The 24,746-nt window shown below is 32.7% G+C and carries 25 protein-coding genes; all 25 read left to right on the top strand.

What is annotated here, in order from left to right:
- Positions 1-26 precede the first annotated feature (26 nt).
- The 25 genes from MR041_RS00525 to MR041_RS00405 all read left to right on the top strand — a co-directional run bounded on the left by MR041_RS00525 (position 27) and on the right by MR041_RS00405 (position 24,531).
- A complete protein-coding gene (locus MR041_RS00525; RefSeq protein WP_242091631.1) occupies positions 27-1,010 on the top strand; it encodes an SDR family oxidoreductase in 984 nt (327 codons plus the stop codon).
- Positions 1,011-1,135: 125 nt separating this feature from the next.
- On the top strand, positions 1,136-1,999 hold the full coding sequence (locus MR041_RS00520) for an ABC transporter permease (protein ID WP_242091630.1): 864 nt from the start codon (positions 1,136-1,138) through the stop codon (positions 1,997-1,999).
- Positions 2,000-2,013: 14 nt separating this feature from the next.
- The gene (locus MR041_RS00515; RefSeq protein ID WP_242091629.1) at positions 2,014-2,835 is read left to right on the top strand and encodes a glycosyltransferase; all 822 of its coding nucleotides are present in this window, start codon (positions 2,014-2,016) and stop codon (positions 2,833-2,835) included.
- Positions 2,836-2,841: 6 nt separating this feature from the next.
- The gene (locus MR041_RS00510; protein ID WP_242091628.1) at positions 2,842-4,107 is read left to right on the top strand and encodes an ABC transporter ATP-binding protein; all 1,266 of its coding nucleotides are present in this window, start codon (positions 2,842-2,844) and stop codon (positions 4,105-4,107) included.
- Positions 4,100-5,173 carry a DegT/DnrJ/EryC1/StrS family aminotransferase gene (locus tag MR041_RS00505; protein ID WP_242091627.1) on the top strand — a complete coding sequence of 358 codons (1,074 nt, stop codon included), beginning with the start codon at positions 4,100-4,102 and terminating at the stop codon, positions 5,171-5,173. Before MR041_RS00510 ends, MR041_RS00505 begins: the two co-directional genes overlap by 8 nt.
- Positions 5,170-5,871 carry a WbqC family protein gene (locus MR041_RS00500; RefSeq protein ID WP_242091626.1) on the top strand — a complete coding sequence of 234 codons (702 nt, stop codon included), beginning with the start codon at positions 5,170-5,172 and terminating at the stop codon, positions 5,869-5,871. Before MR041_RS00505 ends, MR041_RS00500 begins: the two co-directional genes overlap by 4 nt.
- The gene (locus tag MR041_RS00495; RefSeq protein WP_242091625.1) at positions 5,868-6,275 is read left to right on the top strand and encodes a GNAT family N-acetyltransferase; all 408 of its coding nucleotides are present in this window, start codon (positions 5,868-5,870) and stop codon (positions 6,273-6,275) included. The genes MR041_RS00500 and MR041_RS00495 overlap by 4 nt, the downstream gene beginning before the upstream one ends.
- A 3-nt stretch (positions 6,276-6,278) precedes the next feature.
- A complete protein-coding gene (locus MR041_RS00490; protein ID WP_242091624.1) occupies positions 6,279-7,184 on the top strand; it encodes a glycosyltransferase family 2 protein in 906 nt (301 codons plus the stop codon).
- Positions 7,181-8,410, top strand: coding sequence for a glycosyltransferase family 4 protein (locus MR041_RS00485; protein ID WP_242091623.1), 1,230 nt, complete (start codon positions 7,181-7,183; stop codon positions 8,408-8,410). The genes MR041_RS00490 and MR041_RS00485 overlap by 4 nt, the downstream gene beginning before the upstream one ends.
- A gap of 173 nt (positions 8,411-8,583) precedes the next feature.
- A complete protein-coding gene (locus MR041_RS00480; RefSeq protein WP_242091622.1) occupies positions 8,584-9,624 on the top strand; it encodes an acyltransferase family protein in 1,041 nt (346 codons plus the stop codon).
- A 23-nt stretch (positions 9,625-9,647) separates the two neighbouring features.
- The gene (locus MR041_RS00475) at positions 9,648-10,583 is read left to right on the top strand and encodes a glycosyltransferase family 2 protein (RefSeq protein ID WP_242091621.1); all 936 of its coding nucleotides are present in this window, start codon (positions 9,648-9,650) and stop codon (positions 10,581-10,583) included.
- A 34-nt stretch (positions 10,584-10,617) separates the two neighbouring features.
- Positions 10,618-11,523, top strand: a complete 906-nt coding sequence (locus MR041_RS00470) for a glycosyltransferase family 2 protein (RefSeq protein ID WP_242091620.1) — start codon at positions 10,618-10,620, stop codon at positions 11,521-11,523.
- Positions 11,520-12,278, top strand: coding sequence for a glycosyltransferase domain-containing protein (locus tag MR041_RS00465; protein ID WP_242091619.1), 759 nt, complete (start codon positions 11,520-11,522; stop codon positions 12,276-12,278). Before MR041_RS00470 ends, MR041_RS00465 begins: the two co-directional genes overlap by 4 nt.
- Entirely contained in the window at positions 12,275-13,144 is an 870-nt protein-coding gene (locus tag MR041_RS00460) for a glycosyltransferase family 2 protein (RefSeq protein ID WP_242091618.1), read from the top strand. The genes MR041_RS00465 and MR041_RS00460 overlap by 4 nt, the downstream gene beginning before the upstream one ends.
- Positions 13,134-14,051: a glycosyltransferase family 2 protein gene (locus MR041_RS00455; RefSeq protein WP_242091617.1), complete on the top strand. Its 918-nt coding sequence runs from the start codon at positions 13,134-13,136 to the stop codon at positions 14,049-14,051. The genes MR041_RS00460 and MR041_RS00455 overlap by 11 nt, the downstream gene beginning before the upstream one ends.
- 75 nt (positions 14,052-14,126) lie before the next feature.
- Positions 14,127-14,933 carry a class I SAM-dependent methyltransferase gene (locus MR041_RS00450; protein WP_242091616.1) on the top strand — a complete coding sequence of 269 codons (807 nt, stop codon included), beginning with the start codon at positions 14,127-14,129 and terminating at the stop codon, positions 14,931-14,933.
- The gene (locus MR041_RS00445; protein WP_242091615.1) at positions 14,933-16,135 is read left to right on the top strand and encodes a polysaccharide pyruvyl transferase family protein; all 1,203 of its coding nucleotides are present in this window, start codon (positions 14,933-14,935) and stop codon (positions 16,133-16,135) included. The genes MR041_RS00450 and MR041_RS00445 overlap by 1 nt, the downstream gene beginning before the upstream one ends.
- Entirely contained in the window at positions 16,131-17,012 is an 882-nt protein-coding gene (locus tag MR041_RS00440; protein ID WP_422613561.1) for an N-acetylneuraminate synthase family protein, read from the top strand. The genes MR041_RS00445 and MR041_RS00440 overlap by 5 nt, the downstream gene beginning before the upstream one ends.
- Position 17,013: 1 nt before the next feature.
- Positions 17,014-18,159 carry an acylneuraminate cytidylyltransferase gene (locus MR041_RS00435; RefSeq protein ID WP_242091613.1) on the top strand — a complete coding sequence of 382 codons (1,146 nt, stop codon included), beginning with the start codon at positions 17,014-17,016 and terminating at the stop codon, positions 18,157-18,159.
- Position 18,160: 1 nt separating this feature from the next.
- Positions 18,161-19,198 (top strand): alpha-2,8-polysialyltransferase family protein, encoded by a 1,038-nt coding sequence (locus MR041_RS00430; protein WP_242091612.1) that lies wholly within the window; start codon positions 18,161-18,163, stop codon positions 19,196-19,198.
- 147 nt (positions 19,199-19,345) lie between these two features.
- On the top strand, positions 19,346-20,125 hold the full coding sequence (locus MR041_RS00425; protein WP_242091611.1) for a class I SAM-dependent methyltransferase: 780 nt from the start codon (positions 19,346-19,348) through the stop codon (positions 20,123-20,125).
- Complete coding sequence (locus MR041_RS00420) at positions 20,126-21,205, top strand: glycosyltransferase WbsX family protein (protein WP_242091610.1); 1,080 nt, start codon at positions 20,126-20,128, stop codon at positions 21,203-21,205.
- Positions 21,206-21,231: 26 nt separating this feature from the next.
- Entirely contained in the window at positions 21,232-22,044 is an 813-nt protein-coding gene (locus tag MR041_RS00415) for a glycosyltransferase (protein ID WP_242091609.1), read from the top strand.
- A 137-nt stretch (positions 22,045-22,181) separates the two neighbouring features.
- Positions 22,182-23,252, top strand: coding sequence for a glycosyltransferase family 4 protein (locus tag MR041_RS00410; protein ID WP_242091608.1), 1,071 nt, complete (start codon positions 22,182-22,184; stop codon positions 23,250-23,252).
- Positions 23,253-23,331: 79 nt separating this feature from the next.
- Positions 23,332-24,531: a glycosyltransferase family 4 protein gene (locus MR041_RS00405; RefSeq protein WP_242091607.1), complete on the top strand. Its 1,200-nt coding sequence runs from the start codon at positions 23,332-23,334 to the stop codon at positions 24,529-24,531.
- Positions 24,532-24,746: the final 215 nt, after the last annotated feature.

Below are 24,746 nucleotides of genomic sequence, written 5' to 3'. Positions count from 1 at the left end.
TGGAGACATGAAAAAAAATCAAAAAAATGAATCAGATCCCCTATCATGAACAGAATTTGAGTAACTATACATTTTTAGTGACCGGTGGTGGCGGATTTATAGGTTCCCATGTGGTAGCTTATTTGTTAAAATACAAAGCGAAGCATGTCCGGGTACTGGACAATTTTTCTACGGGATATCGCGAAAATATTCAAACCTTTTTGGAACACCCTAACTTTGAATTGATGGAAGGGGACATTCAGGATCTGGAAACCTGTAAAAAGGCGATGTTCGGTATGGATTATGTGAGCCATCAGGCCGCTTTGGGATCGGTCCCGCGGTCTATTGATGATCCCCTGACCACCCATGGGGTGAATAGTACCGGATTCTTGAACATGATGCTGGCCTTAAAGGAGCACCCGAATGTAAGGCGCATGGTCTATGCAGCCTCCAGTTCTACCTATGGAGATAGTACTCGATTACCAAAGCAGGAAGATCATATTGGGAGACCCTTATCCCCCTATGCGGTGACCAAATATGTCAACGAACTTTATGCCGAGGTCTTTGCCAACACTTATAATACAGACACTATAGGTCTCCGTTATTTCAATGTGTTCGGCCCGGGACAAAGTCCTGAGGGCCCGTATGCTGCGGTTATTCCCTTATTTATGGAAGCCTTAAAAACTGGAACGGCACCGACCATTCATGGAACCGGGGAACAAACCCGTGACTTCACCTATATTGACAATGTGGTTCAGGCCAATATTAAGGCCCTTTTCGCGCAACCGGAAGCAGCGAACCAGGTGTATAACATTGCCTGTGGGGAACGCATCAGCATCAGTCAACTTTGGCACGTATTATGCAAATTTACCGGAAAGACATTACAGCCCATTAATGTGCCATCAAGATCAGGGGACATTAAGGATTCCTTAGCGGATATTTCTAAGGCAAAATCCTTGTTAGGATATCGCCCTAATGTTAATGTTTTTTTTGGATTAGAAAAGTTGTGTACTAATAATAAACTTGGATGAGCTAAATTTATTTTTCTTACTTCACCTGATTAGAGGTAATTAAGATTCCTTTTAAAGTTAGTAGGAAAGATAAATTTTAAACAATATTAAGTATATTTAACCCTTAATAATTATACCCCAAAACATTGAATAATTTTGAAGATGATGTTTGGTTATATACCATTTCATCCAAACGTAAGCTTATTGATTTTAATTTTAAGGAGATTTGGCGGTACCGTGATTTGTTGATTCTATTTGTAAAGCGTGATGTCGTTACAGTCTATAAACAGACCATTTTGGGACCCCTTTGGTATTTGATACAACCCTTATTTACGGCGCTTACTTTTACGCTTATATTCAATAAGGTGGCCAATATTGAAACAGGAACTGTACCCCCTTTTTTATTCAACCTGGCGGGTATTTCTGTGTGGAACTATTTTAAAAACTGTTTGCAGGCGACTTCTGATACCTTTCGCAGCAATGCAGGTATATTTAGTAAGGTCTATTTTCCTCGATTGATTTCACCTTTATCTGTAGTGATTTCCAACCTTATTAAATTTGGAATTCAGTTGTTAGTTTTTATAGGGTTTTATATTTATTACTACTTTAAAGGGGCCACTGTTTCTGTAAATACCTCTCTAATATTTTTTCCTGTTTTAATTATTTTAATGGGGCTCTTGGGATTAGGTTTAGGCATGATTATATCTTCGATGGTCACTAAGTACAGGGATTTAAAATATTTGCTCAATTTTGGAGTGCAATTATTGATGTATACCTCGGCTGTGATGTACCCGTTGGCATTGGTAAGGGACAAATTACCCCGTTTTGCCTGGTTGGTTGAGTATAACCCTATGGCCTACGTTATAGAAGCTGCTCGCTATATGTTATTAAGCACTGGGAACATTTCTGTGAATGGTATTGTTTTTACATGTTTTGTAACATTAACAGTCTTGTTTTTAGGGTTGATTATTTTCAATAAGACCGAGAAAAGTTTTATTGATACAGTATAATATCCCAATTATTAATGGAACATTTTTTTGATCATTTTATCATTACCCGATTTAATCTCAGACAGTCTATTTGGGAAAATGACAAAAATCAGATTCAGGTCAATGATATTGTATGGTTGGAAGATCGTTATAAATTATTTAAGAAATTTTGTTTCCCGTCAGTTCAATCTCAATTCAATCAAAATTTTAAATGGTTAGTCTTTTTTGATTCAAAAACTCCTATTGCCTTTAAAAACATGAATACCTTGTTGCATGACGAATATGGAAACTTTATTCCCATATATGTCGACAGCTTTGAGCTATTTGGGACATCATTACCAAAAATTGTAGAAAACTATCGTAATAAAGACAAATCCTTTGTTGTAACGACTCGCCTCGATAATGATGATTGTTTTCATAAAGAGGCCGTTGCAGTAATTCAGAAACATTTTATCTCTAAATCACTAACTATTATAGAATTATGCCATGGTCTATGTTTGCAAATTGGACATAAGAAAAAATTGTCACTAAAAAAAAATATCACATACGGACCATTTATCAGTCTTATTGAAAATGCAAAAAAAGCAAATTCCTTTTTAACTGTTTACAACAGAGAACATACCCAATGGGAAGGAGCAGCATATTATATTCCAATTACCTCTGGGTATTATTGGATGCAAATTATTCATAAGAGAAATGTGATAAACGAATTAAGCAAGGATTTAACATGTAATAAAGTTTATCTCAAGGGATTTGAATTTATTGGCAACTTAAAATTTAGTCTTAGATATTGTATTTTTATATATCTAAAACGTATAAAACAATATTTTCGACATTTTAAACAGCAAGTAGCGTGAGGCTTTATGAATGATATCATACTTAAAGTAGAGCATATTAGTAAACAATACCGCTTGGGTTTAGTAGGTATGGGAACCTTACAGGATGACCTCAAGCGGTGGTGGTATCAGGTAAGAGGGAAACCCAATCCTTTTTTAAAAGTGGGTGATCTTAACGACCGAAGTTTAAAGGGTAATAGTAACTATGTATGGGCTCTAAAGGACATCAGCTTTGAAGTTCGTGAAGGTGAGGTTTTGGGCATTATTGGCAAAAATGGTGCAGGAAAGTCTACTCTCTTAAAAATATTATCTCGAGTTACCTCCGCCACTAGTGGCGGTATAAAGACCAGAGGCCGTATTGCTTCGTTATTGGAGGTAGGTACTGGTTTTCACTCGGAATTAACGGGACGTGAAAACATCTATTTAAATGGTGCCATATTAGGGATGACCAAAGCTGAAATACAAAGTAAGGAAGCTGAGATTATTGCTTTTAGTGGCTGTCAGCGTTATATTGATACGCCCGTTAAGCGCTATTCGTCCGGCATGACTGTGCGTTTGGCTTTTGCGGTTGCGGCTTTTTTAGAACCTGATATTTTAGTGATTGATGAGGTATTGGCCGTGGGAGATGCTGAATTTCAAAAAAAAGCAATTGGTAAAATGCAGGATATTAGTAGGGGTGAAGGGCGGACTGTGTTGTTCGTAAGCCATAATATGGCATCGGTGAAGACCTTATGTAGCAGAGCCATTGTTTTGGATCATGGAGAGAAGGTTTTTGAGGGAGGTACTGATGAAGCCGTCAGTTTTTATTTAAAGGGAGGGGATGAACTGTTGAATTATCGCGATTTTGGAGACTCTATTAATAATAAGGTGTTTCAGCTGCACCATATAGGTATAAAAAATAATACTCGAGAAATATATGATGCTATAGTAGAAGATGAAGAAATTGAGCTAAAAACATCCATAAGTTTTAAAGCCACTAACCCAAAAGACTATCATATTACCTATCATTTATTTAATGAAATGGGAGAACCTATGTTCTCTTTTTCTAATACAGCAGAACCATTAAGGCATGGGGATAATGTGATTGGGTGTTATTTTCCAAAAAGTTTTTTACAGTCTGGGCAATATTTTCTATCCTTTTTTTTCGTTAAAGATAGAAGGAAAGCTATTTTTATAGAAAAGGATATTATGAGTTTTGTAGTGACCGATGGTAAACGGGATATAGGAGTTTATATGGGTAAGGAACCTGGGTATATCAGACCTCAATTTAAATGGGTGCGACTAGATGATTAATGTAACAAAAACGTTTTTGCCACCCCAAGAGGAGTATCAGGTTATATTAAAAAAAGTTTGGGATAATGGCTGGATAACTAATCGGGGAGAGTTGGTGAAAGTTCTTGAAGAAGAGCTTAAAGCCTATCTAAGAGTTCCTAATATTATTTGCATGACTAATGGCACTTTGCCATTACAAATAGCTATTAAAGCTTTAGGACTGCAGGGAGAGATTATTACCACGCCCTTTAGTTATGTAGCTTCAACCTCAAGTATTGTATGGGAAGGTTGCGAACCAGTATTTGTAGATATTCATCCGGACTATTTAACTATTGATGAAACCAAAATTGAAGCAGCTATAAATTCTAAAACCAGTGCTATCTTAGTGACTCATGTTTTTGGAAATCCGTGTGATGTAGAGGGTATTGAGCGTATTGCTGGTAAATATGGTTTAAAAGTCATATATGATGCAGCGCATTGTTTTGGGGTTACTTATAAAGATCACTCCATTTTTAGTTATGGTGATATCAGTACCTGCAGTTTTCATGCGACCAAATTGTTTCATACGGGTGAAGGCGGAGCTATGGTTTTTAAAGATGATGACTTTTACAATGATTTTTACTATCATCACAATTTTGGACACAAAGGTAATGAAGACTTTTTTGGTTTAGGTATTAATGCTAAAATGAGTGAGCTGCAGGCGGCTATGGGATTGGCCGTATTGCCTTATTTGAAATCTATAATAGATGCCAGAAGGCTCATTGTGAATATTTATAACGAACAACTTCAAGATACAAATCTGAAGTTTTTAAAACTTAGAAATCATACGGATTGGAACTACAGTTATTATCCAATTATTTTTAAAAATGAAAAACAACTTCTCAAAGTTGTTAGTGCTTTAAATTCTGTAGATATATTCCCGAGGCGTTATTTTTATCCAAGCTTGGATAATTTACCCTATGTGAAAAATCAACATTGTGAGATTTCAAATAGGATAGCCGCTTCTATTCTGTGCCTGCCATTATATCATGATATAACTGAAGAACAACAAACTAGAATTGTTGAATTGATTAAAGCTCATTTATGAAAATTGCAATAATGCAACCTTATTTTTTTCCTTACATTGGGTATTTTCAGTTGATTAATACAGTAGATGAGTTTGTGTTTTATGACGATGTCAATTTTATAAAGAAAGGATACATTAATAGAAATACCATATTGGTTAATGGAGATTGCTATCAATTCACTTTACCGTTAAAAAAAGCGTCTCAGAATAAATTGATAAACGAGACTGAAGTAGCCTTATTCAAAAAATGGGCTGATACCTTTCTAAAGACGTTGCAATTTGCCTATAAAAATGCACCACATTTTGAAAGTGTCTATAGTTTGGTAAAAGATGTTTTAGAAGACGATGCTAAAACTGTATCACAGATTGCTATAAATAGTGTAATTAAGGTTTGTGGTTATTTAGAATTAACCTCTTGCTTTAGTTTAAGTTCCCGGGATTATTCTGATTGCAAGACATCCAAAAAGGCTGATAGATTAATAGCAATAGCAAAGGAAGCGGGTAAGTATAATTACATTAATCCTATCGGAGGTCAAAAAATATATACCAAGACTTATTTTAAAGATAGAGGTATTAGTCTCAATTTTTTACAAACCGATAGGATACGGTATGACCAATTTCAACATCCGTTTGTAGATTCTTTATCGATTATTGATGTATTGATGTTTAATTCTAAGGAACAAACGAAGTCTCTTTTAAGAAATTGTCAACTTGTATGAAAGAAGATCTCGTAATATTGTTATCATTAATAGATGAAAAGTTTAAGGGTAGTTTGTTTGATTCTTCGGTGGAAGACTATTGCGACAAAATTTTAAAACATGCAACTATAGTGAGTATTTATAAGCTGGGTCATATAAAAGCCTTTATCGCTTACTATGATAATAATAAGGAAAGTTTAATAGGTTACTTAAGTATGTTGGCCGTTCATCCTGATTACCAGGATAAAGGTTATGGAAAACAATTAATGCATATGGCAATTGATGCCTTGAGAAAATTAAACTTTAAGCATTTTGATCTTGAAGTAGATGTGTCTAATAAAAAGGCAATAGCATTATATAGCAAATTTGGTTTTGAGTTAATAAGGCTAGCGTCAGGGAAAAAATATATGAGAAGAAATCTTTAATATATGAAAGCGAGCGTTCTCATGATTACTTATAATCACCAAGACTATATTGCCCAGGCAATAAAAAGCATACTATCCCAAATTACCAATTTTGATTTTGAATTGATTATTAGTAATGATTGTTCTACAGATAATAGTCATGAAGTAATAAGCAAGGTAATTGAATCCAATAACAAAAGTGTTAAGATTAAATATTTTAACCACATTAAGAATTTGGGGATTCATGAAAACTTTAAGCATGTGCATTCCATGGCGACTGGAGAATATATGGCTATTTGCGAAGGTGATGATTATTGGGTAGATGACTGTAAATTGCAAAAGCAAATTGACTTTTTAGATAAATATAAAGATTACAGTTTATGTTATACAAGGTTTAAAACTTTTTATGAAAAAACTAAAGCGTTTGCTCTGGATCTTAATGAAGAACATTTTATTAATAATGAAACTGCAATTGAGTTTAATTTTAAAACCCTTCAAAAAGGATGGCATATAGGCAATCAGACGTTGGTGTTCAGGAATAGCCATTTTGATTATTCAGTATATTTGAAATATGAATCTGTTAGGGATATTCATGTATTAACACATCTTTTAAAAAATGGTAAGGGAAAGTGTTTAAATTTTATAGGAGCGGTTTATAGAGTGCATCCAAGTGGAATACATTCATCTGCGACAGTATACGAAGGTTTTAAAAAGGGATATGAGTGTCACAAGGAAATCTATTTAAATAATAAAGGCAATCAGATTTTGAAAGGAAGGTATTTACATTCGTTTCAAAACTTTATCAGGGCCAATATAAAAGAAAAGAAACTCTTAAAAGCAGCATTATTAAGTGTTGAATTGTTCTTTTTACAGATGTCGGTAATGTCTTTGCTTAAAAATTTTAGACAAATCCTAAAGATATACTCATGAAATCTTTGAAAATAGCTTTTGTTGTCGGAGTTTTTCCTGTTATTTCTGAAACTTTTATTATTAATCAATTGGAGATTTTAAAGGAAAAAGGTCATCAATTAAGCATTTTGTGCACTAGAGAGGTTAACGAGAATTCCATAAATAATCCATTGGTTTCAAAAAATAAACTTTTAAAATCAGCTATAAAGTTTACACCAAAAGGACTGATAAAAAAAAACAAAGGTCTTTTAAATAAATTTAAAATTCTATTAAGAAGCGCAGGAACTAAAGCTTTTTTTCCATTACTTAAAAGTTTTAGGCATCTAATTTTGGGTAATATAGATAGTTTTAATCAACAATTTTCTAAAGCCTATTTTAAATATTTTTTTAGTGTTCATTGTTTTGATGTGGTCCATATTCATTTTGCTGATAACGCGGTGCATCTTTTAGAACAGATAAAAATATTTGATGGTAAAATTGTCGTGACATTCCATGGCTATGATGCCCATAACTATCCAGCCGATTATTTTAAAGGATTACAAAGCTTAAGTCATATTACATATACCGTTAATTCGAATTATACCAAACAAAAGGTAATGGAATTGGGATTTCCCCATAAGAATACACATGTTTTACCCGTTGGATTGGATACTTCCTTTTTTAAGCCTGAGGAGAATAATAATAAAGATTCCTTTAATATTTTATTTGTAGGTCGGTTAATACCGTTAAAGGCTCCCCTATTGGCAATTAAAATTGTTGAGCAGCTTATTGGAATAATTGATAAAAAAATTATTTTTAATATTATTGGTATGGGTGATTGTTTTTTAGAGTGTAAAACATACATTGAACAGAATAACCTTACTAAGGATATCAGTTTATTGGGAAGTAAGTCACAAGTTGAAGTTAAGAATCTAATGAATAGCGCTGACGTCTTTTTGTATCCTGGGATTGTTGATGATAGTGGGCGTTGTGAAAGTCAAGGGCTGGTAATCCAGGAAGCTCAGGCAATGCAGCTACCTGTGATTGTTTCGGACGTGGGAGGTATGAAAGAAGGTGTTTTGAATGGTAAAACAGGTTACGTAATTAACGAAAATGATATCGGTGGATTTGTCGATAAACTATTATTATTAATTAATAATACTGAGATGCTATCCGAAATGGGTGTGAAAGGAAGACAGTTTGTAATTGCTAATTATGACTCTACTATTTTACACAAAAAATGGTTGGAAATTTATAATGAATTATGAGTGGGTTGGTTTCAATAATTATTTCTACATATAATAGTTATACTTATTATCCATAAACATAATTCAATTAACAGTTAGGCTTAAAGTGATTAAAATGTAATTCCACTTAAATACCCTCAAAATTTGATATTATCCCAAATTGGATAGGCTACAGAATATAGAAAATTAAGGTTATGAAATATATAAGAGGGTTTGATAATTTAAGAGCTTATTCTATTATTTTAGTTTTGTTTTCTCACTTAGGATTGTTTAATTTTTTTGGAATAGAAAATGATTATTATCAAAAAAGAGTTATGACTCTTATCTCAGGTGATACGGGGGTGCAAATTTTTTTCACTTTAAGTGGTTTTTTAATTACTTTAATTCTTTTATTCGAAAGAAAAGAGGGTAGAATTAGTCTAAAAAAATTTTATATAAGACGATTTTTAAGATTAATACCACCATTAATTCTATTTTATATTTTTGTTTTAGTTTTAATGAATTTTGGTTTAATCGGATCCAATTATAAAGGTGTCTTATATTCTATTTTTTACGTTTATAATTTTGTGCCTCAAGAGATATATTCTGGAGAGTTAGCGCATACTTGGTCTCTTTCTTTAGAAGAACAGTTTTATTTTTCTTGGCCGTTATTCATTTATTTATTTAGAAAAAATAAGTATTTAATTTCTATAGCTATTCTTTTTGTACTTTTTTCATTTTTGTTAGTATATATATATACAGTTACTCCACCAGAAATTTTTATGCCATACAGACGATTTATTCCAGGGATTGGACCAATAATGTTTGGAAGTTTATCAGCAATTATTTACGACTCAAAAAAAATCTTAATAAAAGAATACTTTATAGAGAATTATAAAATTCTATCAATTTTACTTCTTATTTTTTTATATCCATTATACTGCCCAATTAAGTTAATTAATTTTACTTTTTTAATTCATGGGTGTGTTATGTCCATTTTCTTAATTTGGATTTTAGCTAATCAAAAAAATGATAAAATTAATTTGATAGATTATCGAGTTTTGAATTATGTAGGTAAGATATCCTATGGGATATATGTTTATCAAGGTTTATTTCTTAAAACAGGTCCAGGAGGAATAAATAGACTAGAAATCCAGAAGTTTCCGTTAAATATTTTGTTAGTCTTTTTTATGGCAGTTTGGTCTTATGAGATATTGGAAAAACCAATAATTGGAGTCAGAAAGAAGTTTAGATGATAGTGTCATAAAATAAATTTTAAATGGGTAATAAAGTTTCAATAGTTATACCGAGTTATAACAGAGCAGATTTAATAGGAGAGACATTAAATTCCATTATTGCTCAAACCTACACAAATTGGGAATGTATTGTTGTCGATGATGGTAGTATTGATAATACTTTTAAGGTAGTTGAAGATTTTTGCAAAAAAGATGATAGAATAAAGATTGTGAAAAGACCGAGACTAAAGCCTAAAGGAGCAAATGCATGCAGGAATTATGGTTTAAAAATAAGTAATGGAGACTATATAAATTGGTTCGATAGCGATGATTTAATGCATAAAAATAAGATTGAACTTCAACTTTCCAAATTGATTGAGTCTAAAACGAATTTTTGCGTCTGCAAAACTGCTAAATTTCAAAACAGTCCTTCAAATATTATCGATATTCTAAGAACTTACCCTACATCAAATGATGTTTTTGAGAAGTTTTTAATGAAAAAAAATATTTGGCTAACTCAAGCTCCACTTTTCAAAAAAGAGTTTTTAATAAATTTTGGGTTGAAGTTTGATGAAGATTTGCAAGCCGCTCAAGAATGGGAATTTTTCAGTAGAGTTTTACATTATGATAAAGATTATTGTTTTGTAAATCAGGAACTGGTGTTTTTTAGGAACCATGAAGAAAGTATGTCTGGGCAAAAAAATGCTAATGTCCTCTGGAACTATTTTTTGGCAAGAAAAAAGATATATACTTTATTTGGTAATGACTTGAGCTTTAAGGCGCAATCCTATTTTTTTAATTATTTTACTGATTCGTATTACAATATGCTCAATGAAAATGACTACATAAAAGCGAAAGCAGTATTTAAATATACAAAGAAGCTATTTAATTTATCATTTTCAGGAAAATGTTACCTTAAATTAGCATATGTGTCTTATAAGTGTTTTGGAAAAGGTTATTTAATTATTAAACAAGTCTAAACGTTTAGCGTAATTCGATTAACATAAGGTTTTTATGTCAAACAATAATTTAGTATCCATAATAATACCGTCATACAATAGGGCCCATCTTATCAGAAACACGCTAAATTCAATCCAAAAGCAAACATATACTAATTGGGAGTGTATTGTGGTTGATGACGATTCTACAGATAATTCTTTAAAAGTATTAACTGATTATGCTTTAAATGATTCAAGATTTGTTGCTTTGCAAAGACCTATAAATAAAGTAAAAGGGGCCAATGCGTGCAGGAATTTCGGGCTTCAAAAAGCAAGAGGAGATTATATTATGTTTTTTGACAGTGACGATTTAATGGCCCCTAATCATCTTCAGGTAAAGATAAAAGCTTTACACAGCGATGATTACCACTTTGTTGTCGCCCAATCCCGTTATCTAAATAATGAAGAACTTAACAAGACCTTGGTGAATCAGTACCAGTTTACCACTAAAGACATCACGTCCATTAATTATATTAGGCATAAAATAAATTGGTTAACCTGTGATACACTTATAACATCAAATCTAGCGAAACAAGTAAGGTTTAATGAAAGTTTAATGTCTGGACAGGAATACAATTATTTTTGTAAAATTCTCCTATTGTCAGAAAATGGTATTTTTCTTGAGGAAGTCGTTACCTTAATCAGATATCATAAAGCGTCTATTAGGGGAAGTTTACGCGACAGTAGGCGCAAAACTTATTTAGGCTATTTTTTCACCTATTGGAATACGTATTTAGAAGTTAAAGATAAGGCTCCCAAAAAAGCAAGAAAATTTTTAGTTTATCGTTGTTTTAGATTGTTAGGCAAACTTCCATTAAAGGAAAGATTGTTTGAGAGAGGTATTATTAATGCTATTTTAATTGAATTTGGCGCGAAGGGACTTTATTATTTAATTAAGTTGTATTCAAAAAGAATTACATGAAAATTGCAATTTATACGGCTAATTTCGGAGGTAAGGATGCGCTCCTAACGCCTTTAAACTATTTGGACGGCAGTGATATAAGCTTTTACTTATTTACGGATACGGACTTAAATGTTTATCCCTATGAAACTGTAATAAAGCCATTAATTTTTAAAGATGTTTCAAAAAATGCCTTTTACTACAAGCATATGGGCGACCCTATATTGAAAGACTATGATGTTTTAATATGGCATGATTCTAATATCCAATTAGATTTTGATAAACTACCTAAATTAATTGAATTTGCACATAATTCATTTTTAACAATGTATGTACATCCCGATCGAGATGATTTTTATAGTGAAGCCATGACCAGTGTAAGAATTGGTAAGGATTTTTCTTTACGCATTTTAAAACAGGCTTTAATATATTTTTTTAACGGTATGCCGGCTCATGCGGGTATGTATGCTTCAGGAATCTTAATTAAAAACCAAAATATTGATTCCGGAAACTTTTATCCGTTTTGGTGGAAACAGACTTTAAAGTATAGTCGTAGAGATCAGTTATCTATTGTTTATGTCATTCATAAAACAGGTCAAAAAATAAATACTATTAAAGGAAATGTTTTTAAGAACATTTATTCTATTTATCATGCTCATAAGTACGAGTATTATATTGAAAGTAAAGATATAATGAGATATAATTACAGCATTTTAAAAAAGTTTTCGTTTTATGCTATTAAGGTATTACGTAAGTTAAGAAAAATGATACAATGAAACCTCTTGTCTCCATATGCATACCTACCTGTAACGGCGAAGCTTATTTAGATCAGGCTTTAAATTCTGCTATTGCTCAAACCTATCGAAATATTGAAATTGTTATTTCTGATGATGCTTCTCAGGATGGAACCTTGAAAATTGTTGAATCGTATAAACAAAAGACCAATATTCCTATATATGTATATAATCATGAACCACAAGGTATTGGTGCTAATTGGAATAACTGTGTAAAGCAGGCAAAAGGCGATTATATTAAATTTTTATTTCAGGACGATATTTTAGAACCTGCATGTATAGATAAAATGATGCAATTGGCCTTAACCAATCCCAAAATTGGATTGGTCTATTGTAAACGTCATTTTATGGTTGAGGGACCAAAGCATAGATATGCAGATTTTATAAATAATTACAAGACCTTACATGATAAATGGGCAAATTTTATGGTGACGGAAGGGGTGATTTCCGGACGTGTTTATTTAAGAGATCCTAACTTCCTTAAATCCCCAGGAAACAAAATTGGAGAGCCCTCGGCCGTATTGTTAAATAAAACATGTTTAGAGAACGTAGGGTACTTTAGTACCTCCTTAAAACAGAACTTAGACTATCTTTACTGGTATCTTGTAATGCCCCATTTTCTTATTGGTTTTGTAGATGATTACCTCGTAAGGTTTAGGCTGCATGATAATCAAGCAACAAGTATAAACAAAAGTCAGAATATTAATGAAAAGCAGATGCTTTATTATGAATATTATAAGCACATATTGCTTTACCTAAGTTTAAAAAATGAAATTAAGTTAATAAAACAATTTAATCCGTTTATAAAGCTTTTGATTAAAATAAAACAAAAATTAAATGGTAGATAAAAAGCCATTAGTAACTATAATTCTTCCTGTTTATAATGGTGAAAGCACTTTAAAGACAACCTTAGAAAGTTTACTCAATCAAACCTACACTAATTTTGAGTTGCTAATTGGTATTGATGGTTCAAAAGATAGATCAAAAGCCATTGCCGAAAGTTTTAAGGATCCACGAATTACTGTTACTGAGAATCCAGTCAATTTGGGACTGGGCCCCAATACAAATAAATTAATAGCTTCAGCATCACCAGAAAGTGCTTTCATTGCTATGGCCGAACAAGACGATGTATATGTGTCAGAACGTATTGAATGGCAGGTAGCCGTTATGCAGCAGTACCCAAAAGTTGGGTTAGTATCTGGTATTGCGGAGTTTGTAAGTGACCACAGGCGCGTGTTGTTCCCTGGACTATTGGTTAATGGTAAGCAATTTCCTCAAGGGGAAGCATTATTTAAGTTCTTATACATTAACCAGCTTAAAGTAGTAAACACCTGCATGATGCTGCGTAAATCTGTTCATACAGGTAATCATTTAACCTTTACCAATAGATATCCTAACATGAATGTAGATTGGGATTATGTATTACGTTTTGCTCTGGTGTCTCAGGTATATGGTATCCCCAGAAAACTGGTAGCCATAAATAGAAAAGTAGCAAACCAGTCAGTAACTACTAATAAGGCATTACAACACAAAACCACCAGAAAATTACTTAAAGATTTTAGAGATGAATTTCCAAATATAGTCACCAGACAAGATTATAAAAAAGCCCTAAAAATGCATCGGAAAATAGAATTGGGGCATCATTCTAAATTTGGCATTATAGCCTATAGTATTTACTATTATTTGTTGTATTTTGACGGATATTTTTTAAATTATATTCAATTAAAAATAAAGAATTGGATAAAGACTTTATAAATAATGAATAGATGTCCAATTTGCGAATCGCCCAATAATGAATTACTTTATACTAATTCTAGGGGAAAAAGATATTTGGAAAATCATGTTTGTTCTAATTGTGGATTCATTTATACTTGGCCAAGAATATCAAATGCAGAAGTGTCTAAATTATACTTGGATGGTGATTTTTCGAAGGAAGCCAGAAAATCTACCGAACCGGACTTGGATAAGTTTATACAAACTGAACAGTATGCTTTAGAGCGCATACATCATCTCGAAAAGAAAATTCCCAGTTTCTTTTCAAAAGCTAAAAGTTGCTTGGAAATTGGTTGTGGCGCTGGTAGTTTTTTATGGTTATTAAAAGCTTTAGGACATAAAGTTATTGGTATAGAACCGGATTCTAATTTTGTTAAGCCTGTACAAAAACGTTATAATATTGAAATTGAAACCGTAATGTTTCAGGATTATCCGAAAGGGATTTTATTTGATTTTATCTGTAATTTTCACGTCATAGAGCATATCATAGATCCGCGTGCATTCATTAAGGAAATTTATACACGTTTAAAAGATGATGGTTACATTTATATAGAATGTCCAACAATTGATAATATTTATACAGGAAGTCTAGATACATTTTTTTGGGATGTACATGTAAATACATTTTCCAACAAAACTTTACCTTGGTTATTGGAGAGCGAAGGATTTTCAATAATAGAATTATTTATGAATAGAGGTTTTGTATCCGTAATAGCCAAAAAAGGAATAGATAAAAGATTTAAGAAAGATAATAAACAACGAATCATTGACATTATAAAAGAAAATAGCAAAAAGAAAACTAAAAAAAGTCTTTTCAGCAATCTAAATAACAAACTTAAAATCCGTTTAAAGAAATATCTTTAATGAAAAGTACTATAGATAAAATTCTCAGGAAAATTTATTTTAGATTTTTTAAAGTATCTAAGGCAAATAATTCATTGTTACCAAAAGAACTACCTCAAATTGTTGACTTTCCATCAAAAAACGAAAGCCACAAAATCATACATATATCGGCATTCAATTACGGGAATGCGGGGGATGCATTGTTGCCCATTGCACTTCAGGATACTTGGTCACATATTCTTCCTACATTATGTTGGAAGAATAAAGCTGTTTATCCCGTGGTTGATGATCAGCTAATTAACCAAATTAATGATACAAATGGTGTGGTAATAGGTGGTGGTGGCTTGTTTTTAAAGGATACCAATGCTAATGATAAAAGTGGATGGCAATGGCCTTGCTCTGTAGAAATGCTTAAAAAAATAAAAAGACCTGTTGTAATTTATGCGGTGGGTTACAATCGTTTTCGAGGGCAGGAAGAATTTGAGCCATATTTTAAGGAAAATATCACGGCCTTTGCAAAAAAATCTTGTTACATTGGCCTAAGAAATACGGGTAGTATAGAAGCTATTAAAAATTATATACCGGAAGATTTGCATCATAAACTACGCTTTCAACCATGTATGACTACGTTTTTATCTAAACTTTATCCAGATCTTGCAGATTATAATCAAAAAGAGGATTTTGTTGCTATTAATACAGCCTTCGATAGATCTCACTTAAGATTCGGTAAGAATATTGGTGTAATATTATCTAATACAGCCAAAATGCTTAAGGACATATCTAAAAATATACCAATAAAGTTTTATTCACATATGCAAACGGACGAAGCAATTCTTCCTTTCCTACAAAGTTTCGGTGTAAAGTATGAATTAGTTAAATTGAGTCATGTTCATCCTAAGAAAATTATTGAAGAATACTCAAGACCTAAATTAGTAGTAGGTATGCGAGGTCATGCACAAATGATTCCTTTCGGTTGTAAAACTCCCATAGTGTCAATTATCTCACATGATAAATTACAATGGTTTCTAGATGATATAGGGCGACCTAATTGGGGTGTTGATGTGCTATCTTCAACTTATTCTAAAGATTTGCAGTCAAGAATATTAAACTCGCTTGAAAATACGCAAAATGAAATTGAGTATATATCAAGAAAACAAAAAGAATTATATCATACTTCTTTAAAAAATGTAAAGGATGCACTTGAAAAGATGCATTTAAATTAAAAATATGAAAAGACCTAAAATTATTGCAGAGATTGGAGCTAATCATAAAGGGCAAATGGAAATTGCCAAAGAGCTTATTCAAACGGCTGCCATATTTTGTAAGGTTGATGTAGCGAAATTTCAAAAACGCTCTAATAAAGAATTGCTGACTGAAGATGAATACGTGGCACCTCATCCAAACCCCCTTAATTCTTATGGCAATACTTACGGAGCACATCGTGAGTTTTTAGAATTTGATTTAGAGCAACACAAGCAACTTAAGAAATGGTGTGAAGAGTTAAATGTAATATATTCAACTTCAGTTTGGGATATAACTTCAGCGAAAGAGATTATGTTTATCAATCCCAAGCTTATCAAAGTGCCATCGGCTTGTAATCTCAATAAACCTTTGTTGGAATATTTGGCCAACAATTTTGAAGGTGATATCCACCTTTCGTTAGGAATGACAACCCATGAGGAAGAAGAAAAAATTGTAACCTTTTTTGAGAAAAAGCAACGTGCCAAGGATCTGGTTATTTATAGTTGTACCTCTGGTTATCCAGTACCTTTTGAAGATATTAGTCTGTTGGAGATAAAGCGTCTGAAAGAAAAATTCATGTACAGGGTTAAATCTATTGGTTTTTCGGGGCATCATTTGGGAATTGCAGTCGATGCTGCAGCCGTAGCCCTTGGAGCAGAATGGATAGAACGCCATTTTACGTTGGATAGGACATGGAAAGGAACTGATCATGCCGCATCACTAGAACCTGATGGCTTGCGCAAATTAGCCCGAGATGCCAATGCGGTTCATAGATCAATGAATTTTAAAAAGCAGGAAATATTGGATATAGAAAATGTTCAAAGAAATAAACTTAAAAAGAACCAGATAAAATGGTAAAATGGATGTAATAGCTTTTATACCTGTGCGTGGTGGTAGCAAATCCATTCCATTAAAAAACATTAAAGATTTTTGCGGAAGACCTTTGGTGTATTGGAGTATTTCGGCTCTGGAAGAAACACCACAAATAAACAAAATTATTGTTGCTACAGATTCGGATATAATCGAGGAAACTGTAGCTGAGTTTGATTTAAAAAAAACAGAAATTTATAGGCGCTCAACCGAAAACTCGAAAGACACTTCTACTACAGAGAGTGTTATGCTAGAGTATTTGGAAAAGACGAAATTGGAAAAAGATACCGTTTTTATGCTTGTTCAAGCAACATCTCCATTCACTACGAATTTAGATTTCTCAAAGGCTCTACAAAAGTTTAATGGCCAACTTATCGATTCCCTGTTAAGTGTTGTGAAAATAAAACGTTTTTTTTGGAACCAAGATGGAACTTCAAAAAACTATGATTATAAAAACCGCCCAAGAAGACAGGATTTCTTTGGAGAATATATGGAAAATGGTGCAGTCTACATAAATACCGTGGCGAATATTTTAAGGGACAAAAATAGGTTGAGTGGCAAAATAGGTTTATATGAAATGCCCGAATACACGGCGTTTGAATTGGACCAACCTGAAGATTGGATTATTGCAGAGGCGCTTATGTATCGAAACATTATTAAACCTGAAAAGAAAAAAATAAAACTCTTTGCAACCGATGTTGATGGCGTTTTAACTGATGCAGGGATGTATTATACTGAAAATGGGGAGGAGCTCAAAAAATTCAATACCCATGATGGCAAAGCTTTTGAACTACTTCGTAGTGCAGGAATTAAAACGGCCATGATTACATCAGAAAACACAAAAATAGTTGAATATAGGGCGACCAAGTTGAAAGTAGATTATTTGTATCAAGGTAAAGAACATGGGGGTAAACTAGATGCCATCAAGGAAATTTGTAAAAAAGAAAATATCTCCCTAAGTGAGGTGGCATATATAGGTGATGACATTAATTGTCTGGAAGCCTTACAAAATGTGGGATGGGCCGGCTGTCCGGCTGATGCTATAAAGAAAATAAAGTCCCTGCCACAAATATTGATAATGACAGCAAAGGGAGGTGAAGGTTGTGTGAGAGAGTTTTTTGATAGATTATTTTAAAATGGATATTGCGGCAATTAACGGAACTTGGCAATGTATAACTTTTTTAAACTTTTATCAGGTTCATATCAAAGATAAATCCCAATCATGTGATGTAATTTTATTTGAAGTAAATGAGGATATATCGAATGAATGTATTAGGATTCTTAGAAAGTATGATTTTATAAACGGTATTGTTAGTTTTAATGAATTACATAAACTTCAAAAGAATAAATATATTAATCTTTGGATTGGAAAGCTGTTTTCAAAACAATCAAAAGACATTGCTGATAGTTTTTCTTCAATGCCAATTTTGTTATTTGAAGAGGGATTACATTCTTATGTGCCAGTAAGGAAATTTACTTTAAAGTCTTTATTTCTAGAAAATGAAACCTTTTTTAAAAAGGTAAAAATTATTGGAAAATATTTTCTGAACAGATCATTATTATTGCATAAGTATGGCCATTTAGTTCTTAGGAAACATGAGAAAAGGGTAATTGGGAGATATTTTTTATTGCCTCTAGTTGAGCCAAAGAAAAAAAATGATGTTGTAAATAATTTTTACCTAAAAGATGTAATTCAAAAGGTTTCCGATATTTGGAAATTTAAATTAGAAAGAATTAATGATCGGAAGATAGTAATTATCGTAGGTCAATGTTTCTCAAATTATGATTTAGTAACTAAAGATTTTGAGTTTGAAATTTATCTACACCTTATTAGTTATTATTTAGATAAAAAGTGTCAAGTCTATTGGAAGGGACATCCAAGAAATCATGATTTTGACTATAAATTTAAAAATATCTTCAAGGATAAAGTCATAGTGATTGAAAATAATTTAATGCCACTGGAATGTTTATTGTACAATGACCCTCAAGTGGAATTATGTGGAATATCATCTTCGTCCCTAATGTATAATCAATTAATTTTTAAAGGTCGTACTAGACAATTGGCAGAGGTTTTACTTCATAATATGAATAATAGTAATATTTGGTTTAATGATTTTAAGTCAATGTTCTCTATAGTTATAAATAATATCCCTAGACTTTATGAGATTGAATGATGAGTAATATTTCAACAAAAGCTTGTAATTTATTATTAAATTGTATAATAAAGTACTAAGATTTTATAATTAATTTTTCGTGAATTAATAAATTGATGTTTTTTACATTATTATTTATTTTTTAAAAACTATTTTGACTTTTAAAATATGCTACGAGTTTTAAAAATATACATTAAAGGAAAAATTACAAGTATACATGAAGCTAGAAAAAGGGAATTCTATTTCAAGCATTCAGGGTTTTGTCCATGCTGTGAACAAGAAGTCATGTTTGTTTCAAGAAATAGTTGGCTTCGGGATTATTTCAAATGTTCTGACTGTGGTTCAATTCCAAGAGAGAGAGCACTAATGTTTATAATTAACCAGTATTACCCTAACTGGAAAAACCTTGCTATACATGAGTCTTCACCCGGAAATAGGGGACATAGCATTAATTTAAGTAATAATGCAAAGCAGTATTTAGAAACTCAATATTTTGTTGATAAACCTTTTGGAAGTATTGTAAATGGTATTAGAAACGAAGATCTGGAAAATCAAACCTTTAAAGACAACACCTTTGATTTGGTAATTACATCAGATGTTATGGAGCATATTTATGAACCAGACAAAGCTTTTAAAGAAATACATCGTACCTTAAAACCTGGAGGGGCACATATTTTTTCTGTACCTATTATCAATAAGCATAAAAAGACACAGCGTTGGGCAAAAAAAGACCATGATGGAGAACCCATTTTTTTGTTTGAACCCGAATGGCATGGTAATCCTGTTGACCCCAAAGGATCACCAGTAACATTTCATTGGGGGTATGATATTAAAAATTTTATTGAAGAGCATACCGGTGCCGAAGTAGAAATTGAATATATAGATAATTTAGACTTTGGTATTAGAGCCGAATATATTGAAATTATTGTTGCAAAAAAAAGATTTTAGATGCCTAAATTAAGATCTATAGCCTTTGTATTGCCACAGTTTCATCCCATACCTGAAAATGATTTATGGTGGGGTAAAGGGTTCACGGAATGGACTAATGTAAAAAAGGCTAAACCACTATTTAAGGGGCATTACCAACCTCATGTGCCAACAGAATTAGGGTATTATGACCTAAGAGATCCTCAGACCAGAGAAGCACAAGCTAATATGGCTAAAAAATATGGTATACATGGGTTTTGTTACTACCACTATTGGTTTAACGGCAAACGGCTACTTAATTATCCTTTAGATGAAATGCTTAAACAAGGTAAACCCAATATGCCTTTTATGTATTGTTGGGCTAATGAAAATTGGACACGGCGATGGGATGGACTGGATCACGAAATATTGATTAAACAGGATTATAGTTTTGAAGATGATAAAACCCATATACGATGGCTTTGTGAAAAGGTCTTCTCGGACAGACGATATATTAGGGTTGATGATTGCCCTGTTTTTATGGTTTACCGACCCGATTTGTTCCCAGATATTAGTAAAACTTCAAATATTTGGCGTGATATTGCTGTAAATGAATTTGGTTATAAAGGGTTATACTTATGTGTTGCCGAAAGTTTTGATAATTTTAAAAATCCTAAAGAATTCAATTTCGATGCCTCAGTAGAGTTTTCACCACATCGTGTGATGAAAAATAAAAAAAGATCTAAATATTGGATTAAGTTTTTGAAAAGATTTTTTATAAGGAAACCTGCTACATATACATATAGTTTGCGTGATTTCAAACTTGGAGTTAGAGAACAAATGGATAGATCCACACCAGACTATAAATTGTATCGTTCTGTTACACCAGGCTGGGATAATACAGCAAGAAAAGGAAATAATGCTTCTATAGGATTAGGGAGTAGTCCTAAACTCTATTATAAATGGTTAAGACATATTAAGGACAATTTTAGGCCTTTTTCAGAAGATGAAAATTTTATTTTCATTAATGCCATGAATGAGTGGGCAGAAGGTAATCATATAGAGCCTTGTGAAAAATATGGTAATGCTTATTTAAAAGCTACAAAAAGGGCATTGGAATAATGGATACTCGAATTAAACAGTGCTTGGTGTCCATTATAATTCCTAATTATAATCATGCAAAATTTTTACAAAAAAGACTGGATACAATAATTAACCAGACCTATCAGAACTTTGAAGTTATAATTTTAGATGATGCCTCGACCGATAGGAGTATAGATATACTTAAGACCTATAAAAACCATGAGAAAATATCTCATTTTATTGTTAATACCCAAAACTCAGGATCTCCTTTTAAACAGTGGTTTAAAGGGATTAGTGTTGCTCGTGGTGATTATATCTGGATTGCAGAAAGTGATGATTTTGCATCACCTTTATTTTTAGAAAAGGTATTGGGATGCTTTAATAGAAGTTATGCGCCAGATGTTGTTTTTGTGGGTACCACTAACGTAGATGCAAATAATAATGATATTGGTAACACAACACGTATCGAAAGGAAATATGAAAAGCTACTGGAAAAAGATTTTAATATGGCGGGTAAAGAGTTTTTAAACTATTTTATGCCAGATTACTGTATTATTAGAAATGTAAGTTCAGCAGTATTTAAAAAGTCTTTATTATCTGAAAAAGCAAAAAAGGTCATTACTTATAAGACTATAGGAGATTTTTATTTCTGGGTTCATCTATGTTTGGAAAATTACAGATTTACTTATATGTCGGAAAAACTGAACTTTATGCGTAAACATGAAGGTACAGTTCGGAATAATGCAAAAAAAATGACCTATAGAAAAAAGGAGTATCGACTTATTCATAGAGTAGTTTTATTAAGAAAGTGGTTTAATTATGCCTTAATAAAAAAAATTATTATTTATAACATAAAAAGCGTGGTTAGAAAGGCATGAGGATTCTATTGGTATCGGCAAATTTTTATTGGTCAGAAGGCGCTATTGCCAAAGGTATAGTGCGAGCCATGCCCGAGGATGAGATCTATTATTTTTCTGTACACGAGTTCAAATATAGATATCGAGAGTTTCAATTATTGATTCAACAGGTGGATGTTATTCACTGGCTTTTTAACGTCGCTCATCTTGATGACGATAGAAAAGTTGATTTTAGAAATATTCCCATACCTACGATTGCAACAGTGCACCATGTTTGTTCTGATGAAATTTATAAAATAGAAGAAGCTGCTTACGCGGATATAATCCACGTGGTTTCTATAGAATGGTTGCATTTCCTGGGGGCGCATTCAAAAACACCGGTTATTTACGCATCATTAGGCATTATGCCTGATGATTTTAAAAAAATAAATCCAGATCTTTATACGGGAAATGGAGCTTTTAAACTAGGAATGATGGGGTCCTATCCGGGAAAGTTTAACAGAAAGCGTATTGATATAGCTATCGAGGTATTAAAAAAACTTGTAGATAACAGTATGAATATAGAGCTACTAATTCAGGGAAGGGGATGGGAACAATTTTATAATGATTTTGAAGAAATAGGAGTGAAATTTACACATCAAAAGCTTACATCGGACAGAAAAGCCTTAAAGTTTTTTGAATCAATACATGTTTATTTATGTACTTCGGATTTTGAAGGAGGACCTTTACCTATTTTGGAGTCTTTAGCTAGCGGTGTACCAGTTATTTCAACCAATATAGGTATTGCAGCTGATGCACTGAAAAAAGGAGGTGGTATTTTGTGTCCTAAAGCAGATGTGTCGGCATTAGTGGATGCCGTAGTTTCAATGAAAGAAGATCATGAGAAATATCTGGAGTGTGCATCAAAGTCTAAAAATATTGCTTCTAATTATTCTTGGCCTGAATTAAATAATCTTTATAAAACTTTATTTAAAGAGGCTATTACAACCTGGGAAGCAAATAATTTAAAACCTTGGGTTTATCGTAATGCCAAAATTATACCGGCAAGTGAGCAACGTAAGATTGAACTACTGTACGATAACTTAAGACAATCTTTACAACTTTTGGGTAGAGGAGATAAAGTTGTAGGGCTTAAGTTGGCATTGAGACCTATTATGAGCGGTAAAATTAACTTGAAGCGAAAATGGTTGTTTATACGGACCAGTTTAAGGCAGTTTTTTAAAAATTAAAAATACGGTATGGCTACCATGTTATATTTTATAACATTAAAAATATTTAAACCCATTGGGGATTGAAAATAGAGCTGGAATGATAAAAGAGAAAAAACCTTTGAAAATAGCCATTTACTCTGGAACTGTACCAAGTACTACCTTTATTGAAAACTTAATTAAGGGTATAGCGTCTGAGCATGAGGTGCTTTTATTTGGTAAACGTACCGCTCCCATAAAGTACAGGTCTCCAAGGATAAAGATCTATGGAATCCCTAAAAACAGGATTTTAAATGTAATACTAACCATGTTTAGGGTTGTAAAGTTATTGATTTTATACCCTACAAGGTTTGTACTACTTTGGAAAGAACTAAAAACCTATCCTGAGCGTTATAAAAGATGGTATGTCTTATCAAGACTAGTACCAGTAATAATTCATAAACCGGATATTTTTCATATTCAGTGGGCAAAAGATATTAGACAATGGATGTTTTTAAAGGACAGGTTTGGGGCTAAACTGGTGTTAAGTTTAAGAGGGGCGCATATAAATTATTCGCCAATAGCAGATGTTGAACTGGCAAATACTTATAAAGAGTTATTTCCTAAAGTAGATAGGTTTCACGCTGTTTCCAAAGCAATTGCTATCGAAGCTCAAAAATATCATGTAGATAAAGAAAAAATAGAGGTCATTCATTCTCCTATAGTTAAAACGACTTTTGATGCTTTTGGGGTTTTTGAAAAGAGGAATATGGATTGTTTTCTTATGGTATCAGTAGGTCGTTTTCATTGGATAAAGGGTTACAACTATGCCATAGATGCAGTAAAACTTTTAAAGGAAAAAGGTGTTCAAGTGCATTACACGGTTATTGCTTCCAACGCGATATCTGAAGACATTTTATTTCAAATAGATCAATTGAATCTTACTAAGGAAGTTGAAATTTTGAATGGGTTACCACAGCATCTTCTATTTGAATCTCTTAAAGATTATGACTGCTTAATATTACCAAGTGTAGAAGAGGGCATTGCCAATGTGGTTTTAGAAGCAATGGCTCTTGGTATTCCCGTGGTGTCAACCAACTGTGGTGGTATGGCCGAGGTAGTCACCCCCAATGAAACTGGGTGGTTGGTCCCTGTTCGAGATCCTGAGGCTCTGGCGGGTGCCATTCAGGAGGTTGCAGAGACACCTGAGAAAGAGATTCAGCGTATCACTTTACAGGCCCACGAATTTGTAAGACAGCATTTTAATTCTGAGACCTCTATTGCCCGGTTTTTGGACTTTTATGAAATGGTCATGGAGTAATGGTCAATGCAGAGATGCATTCTGCCTACCTGGCGGACGGCAGGCAGGAAACGCTAGCCTTGAATCTTCGGCGGTCAATTTGGTTTTATGTTCATTTTTTTGCTTGTCCAAAAAAATGAACCAAAAAAAGGACACCAATAGTAGGAATTTCACCTTCGGTGAACCAAGCTCAAAACTTGGCGTCGCTTCACTCCTGAATCTCCAAGCTTTTGAGC

The organism is Aestuariivivens sediminicola, assembly GCF_022662015.1.
In the GTDB taxonomy this organism is placed as follows: domain Bacteria; phylum Bacteroidota; class Bacteroidia; order Flavobacteriales; family Flavobacteriaceae; genus Aestuariivivens; species Aestuariivivens sediminicola.
This window is presented reverse-complemented; position numbering and strand designations above follow the sequence as displayed.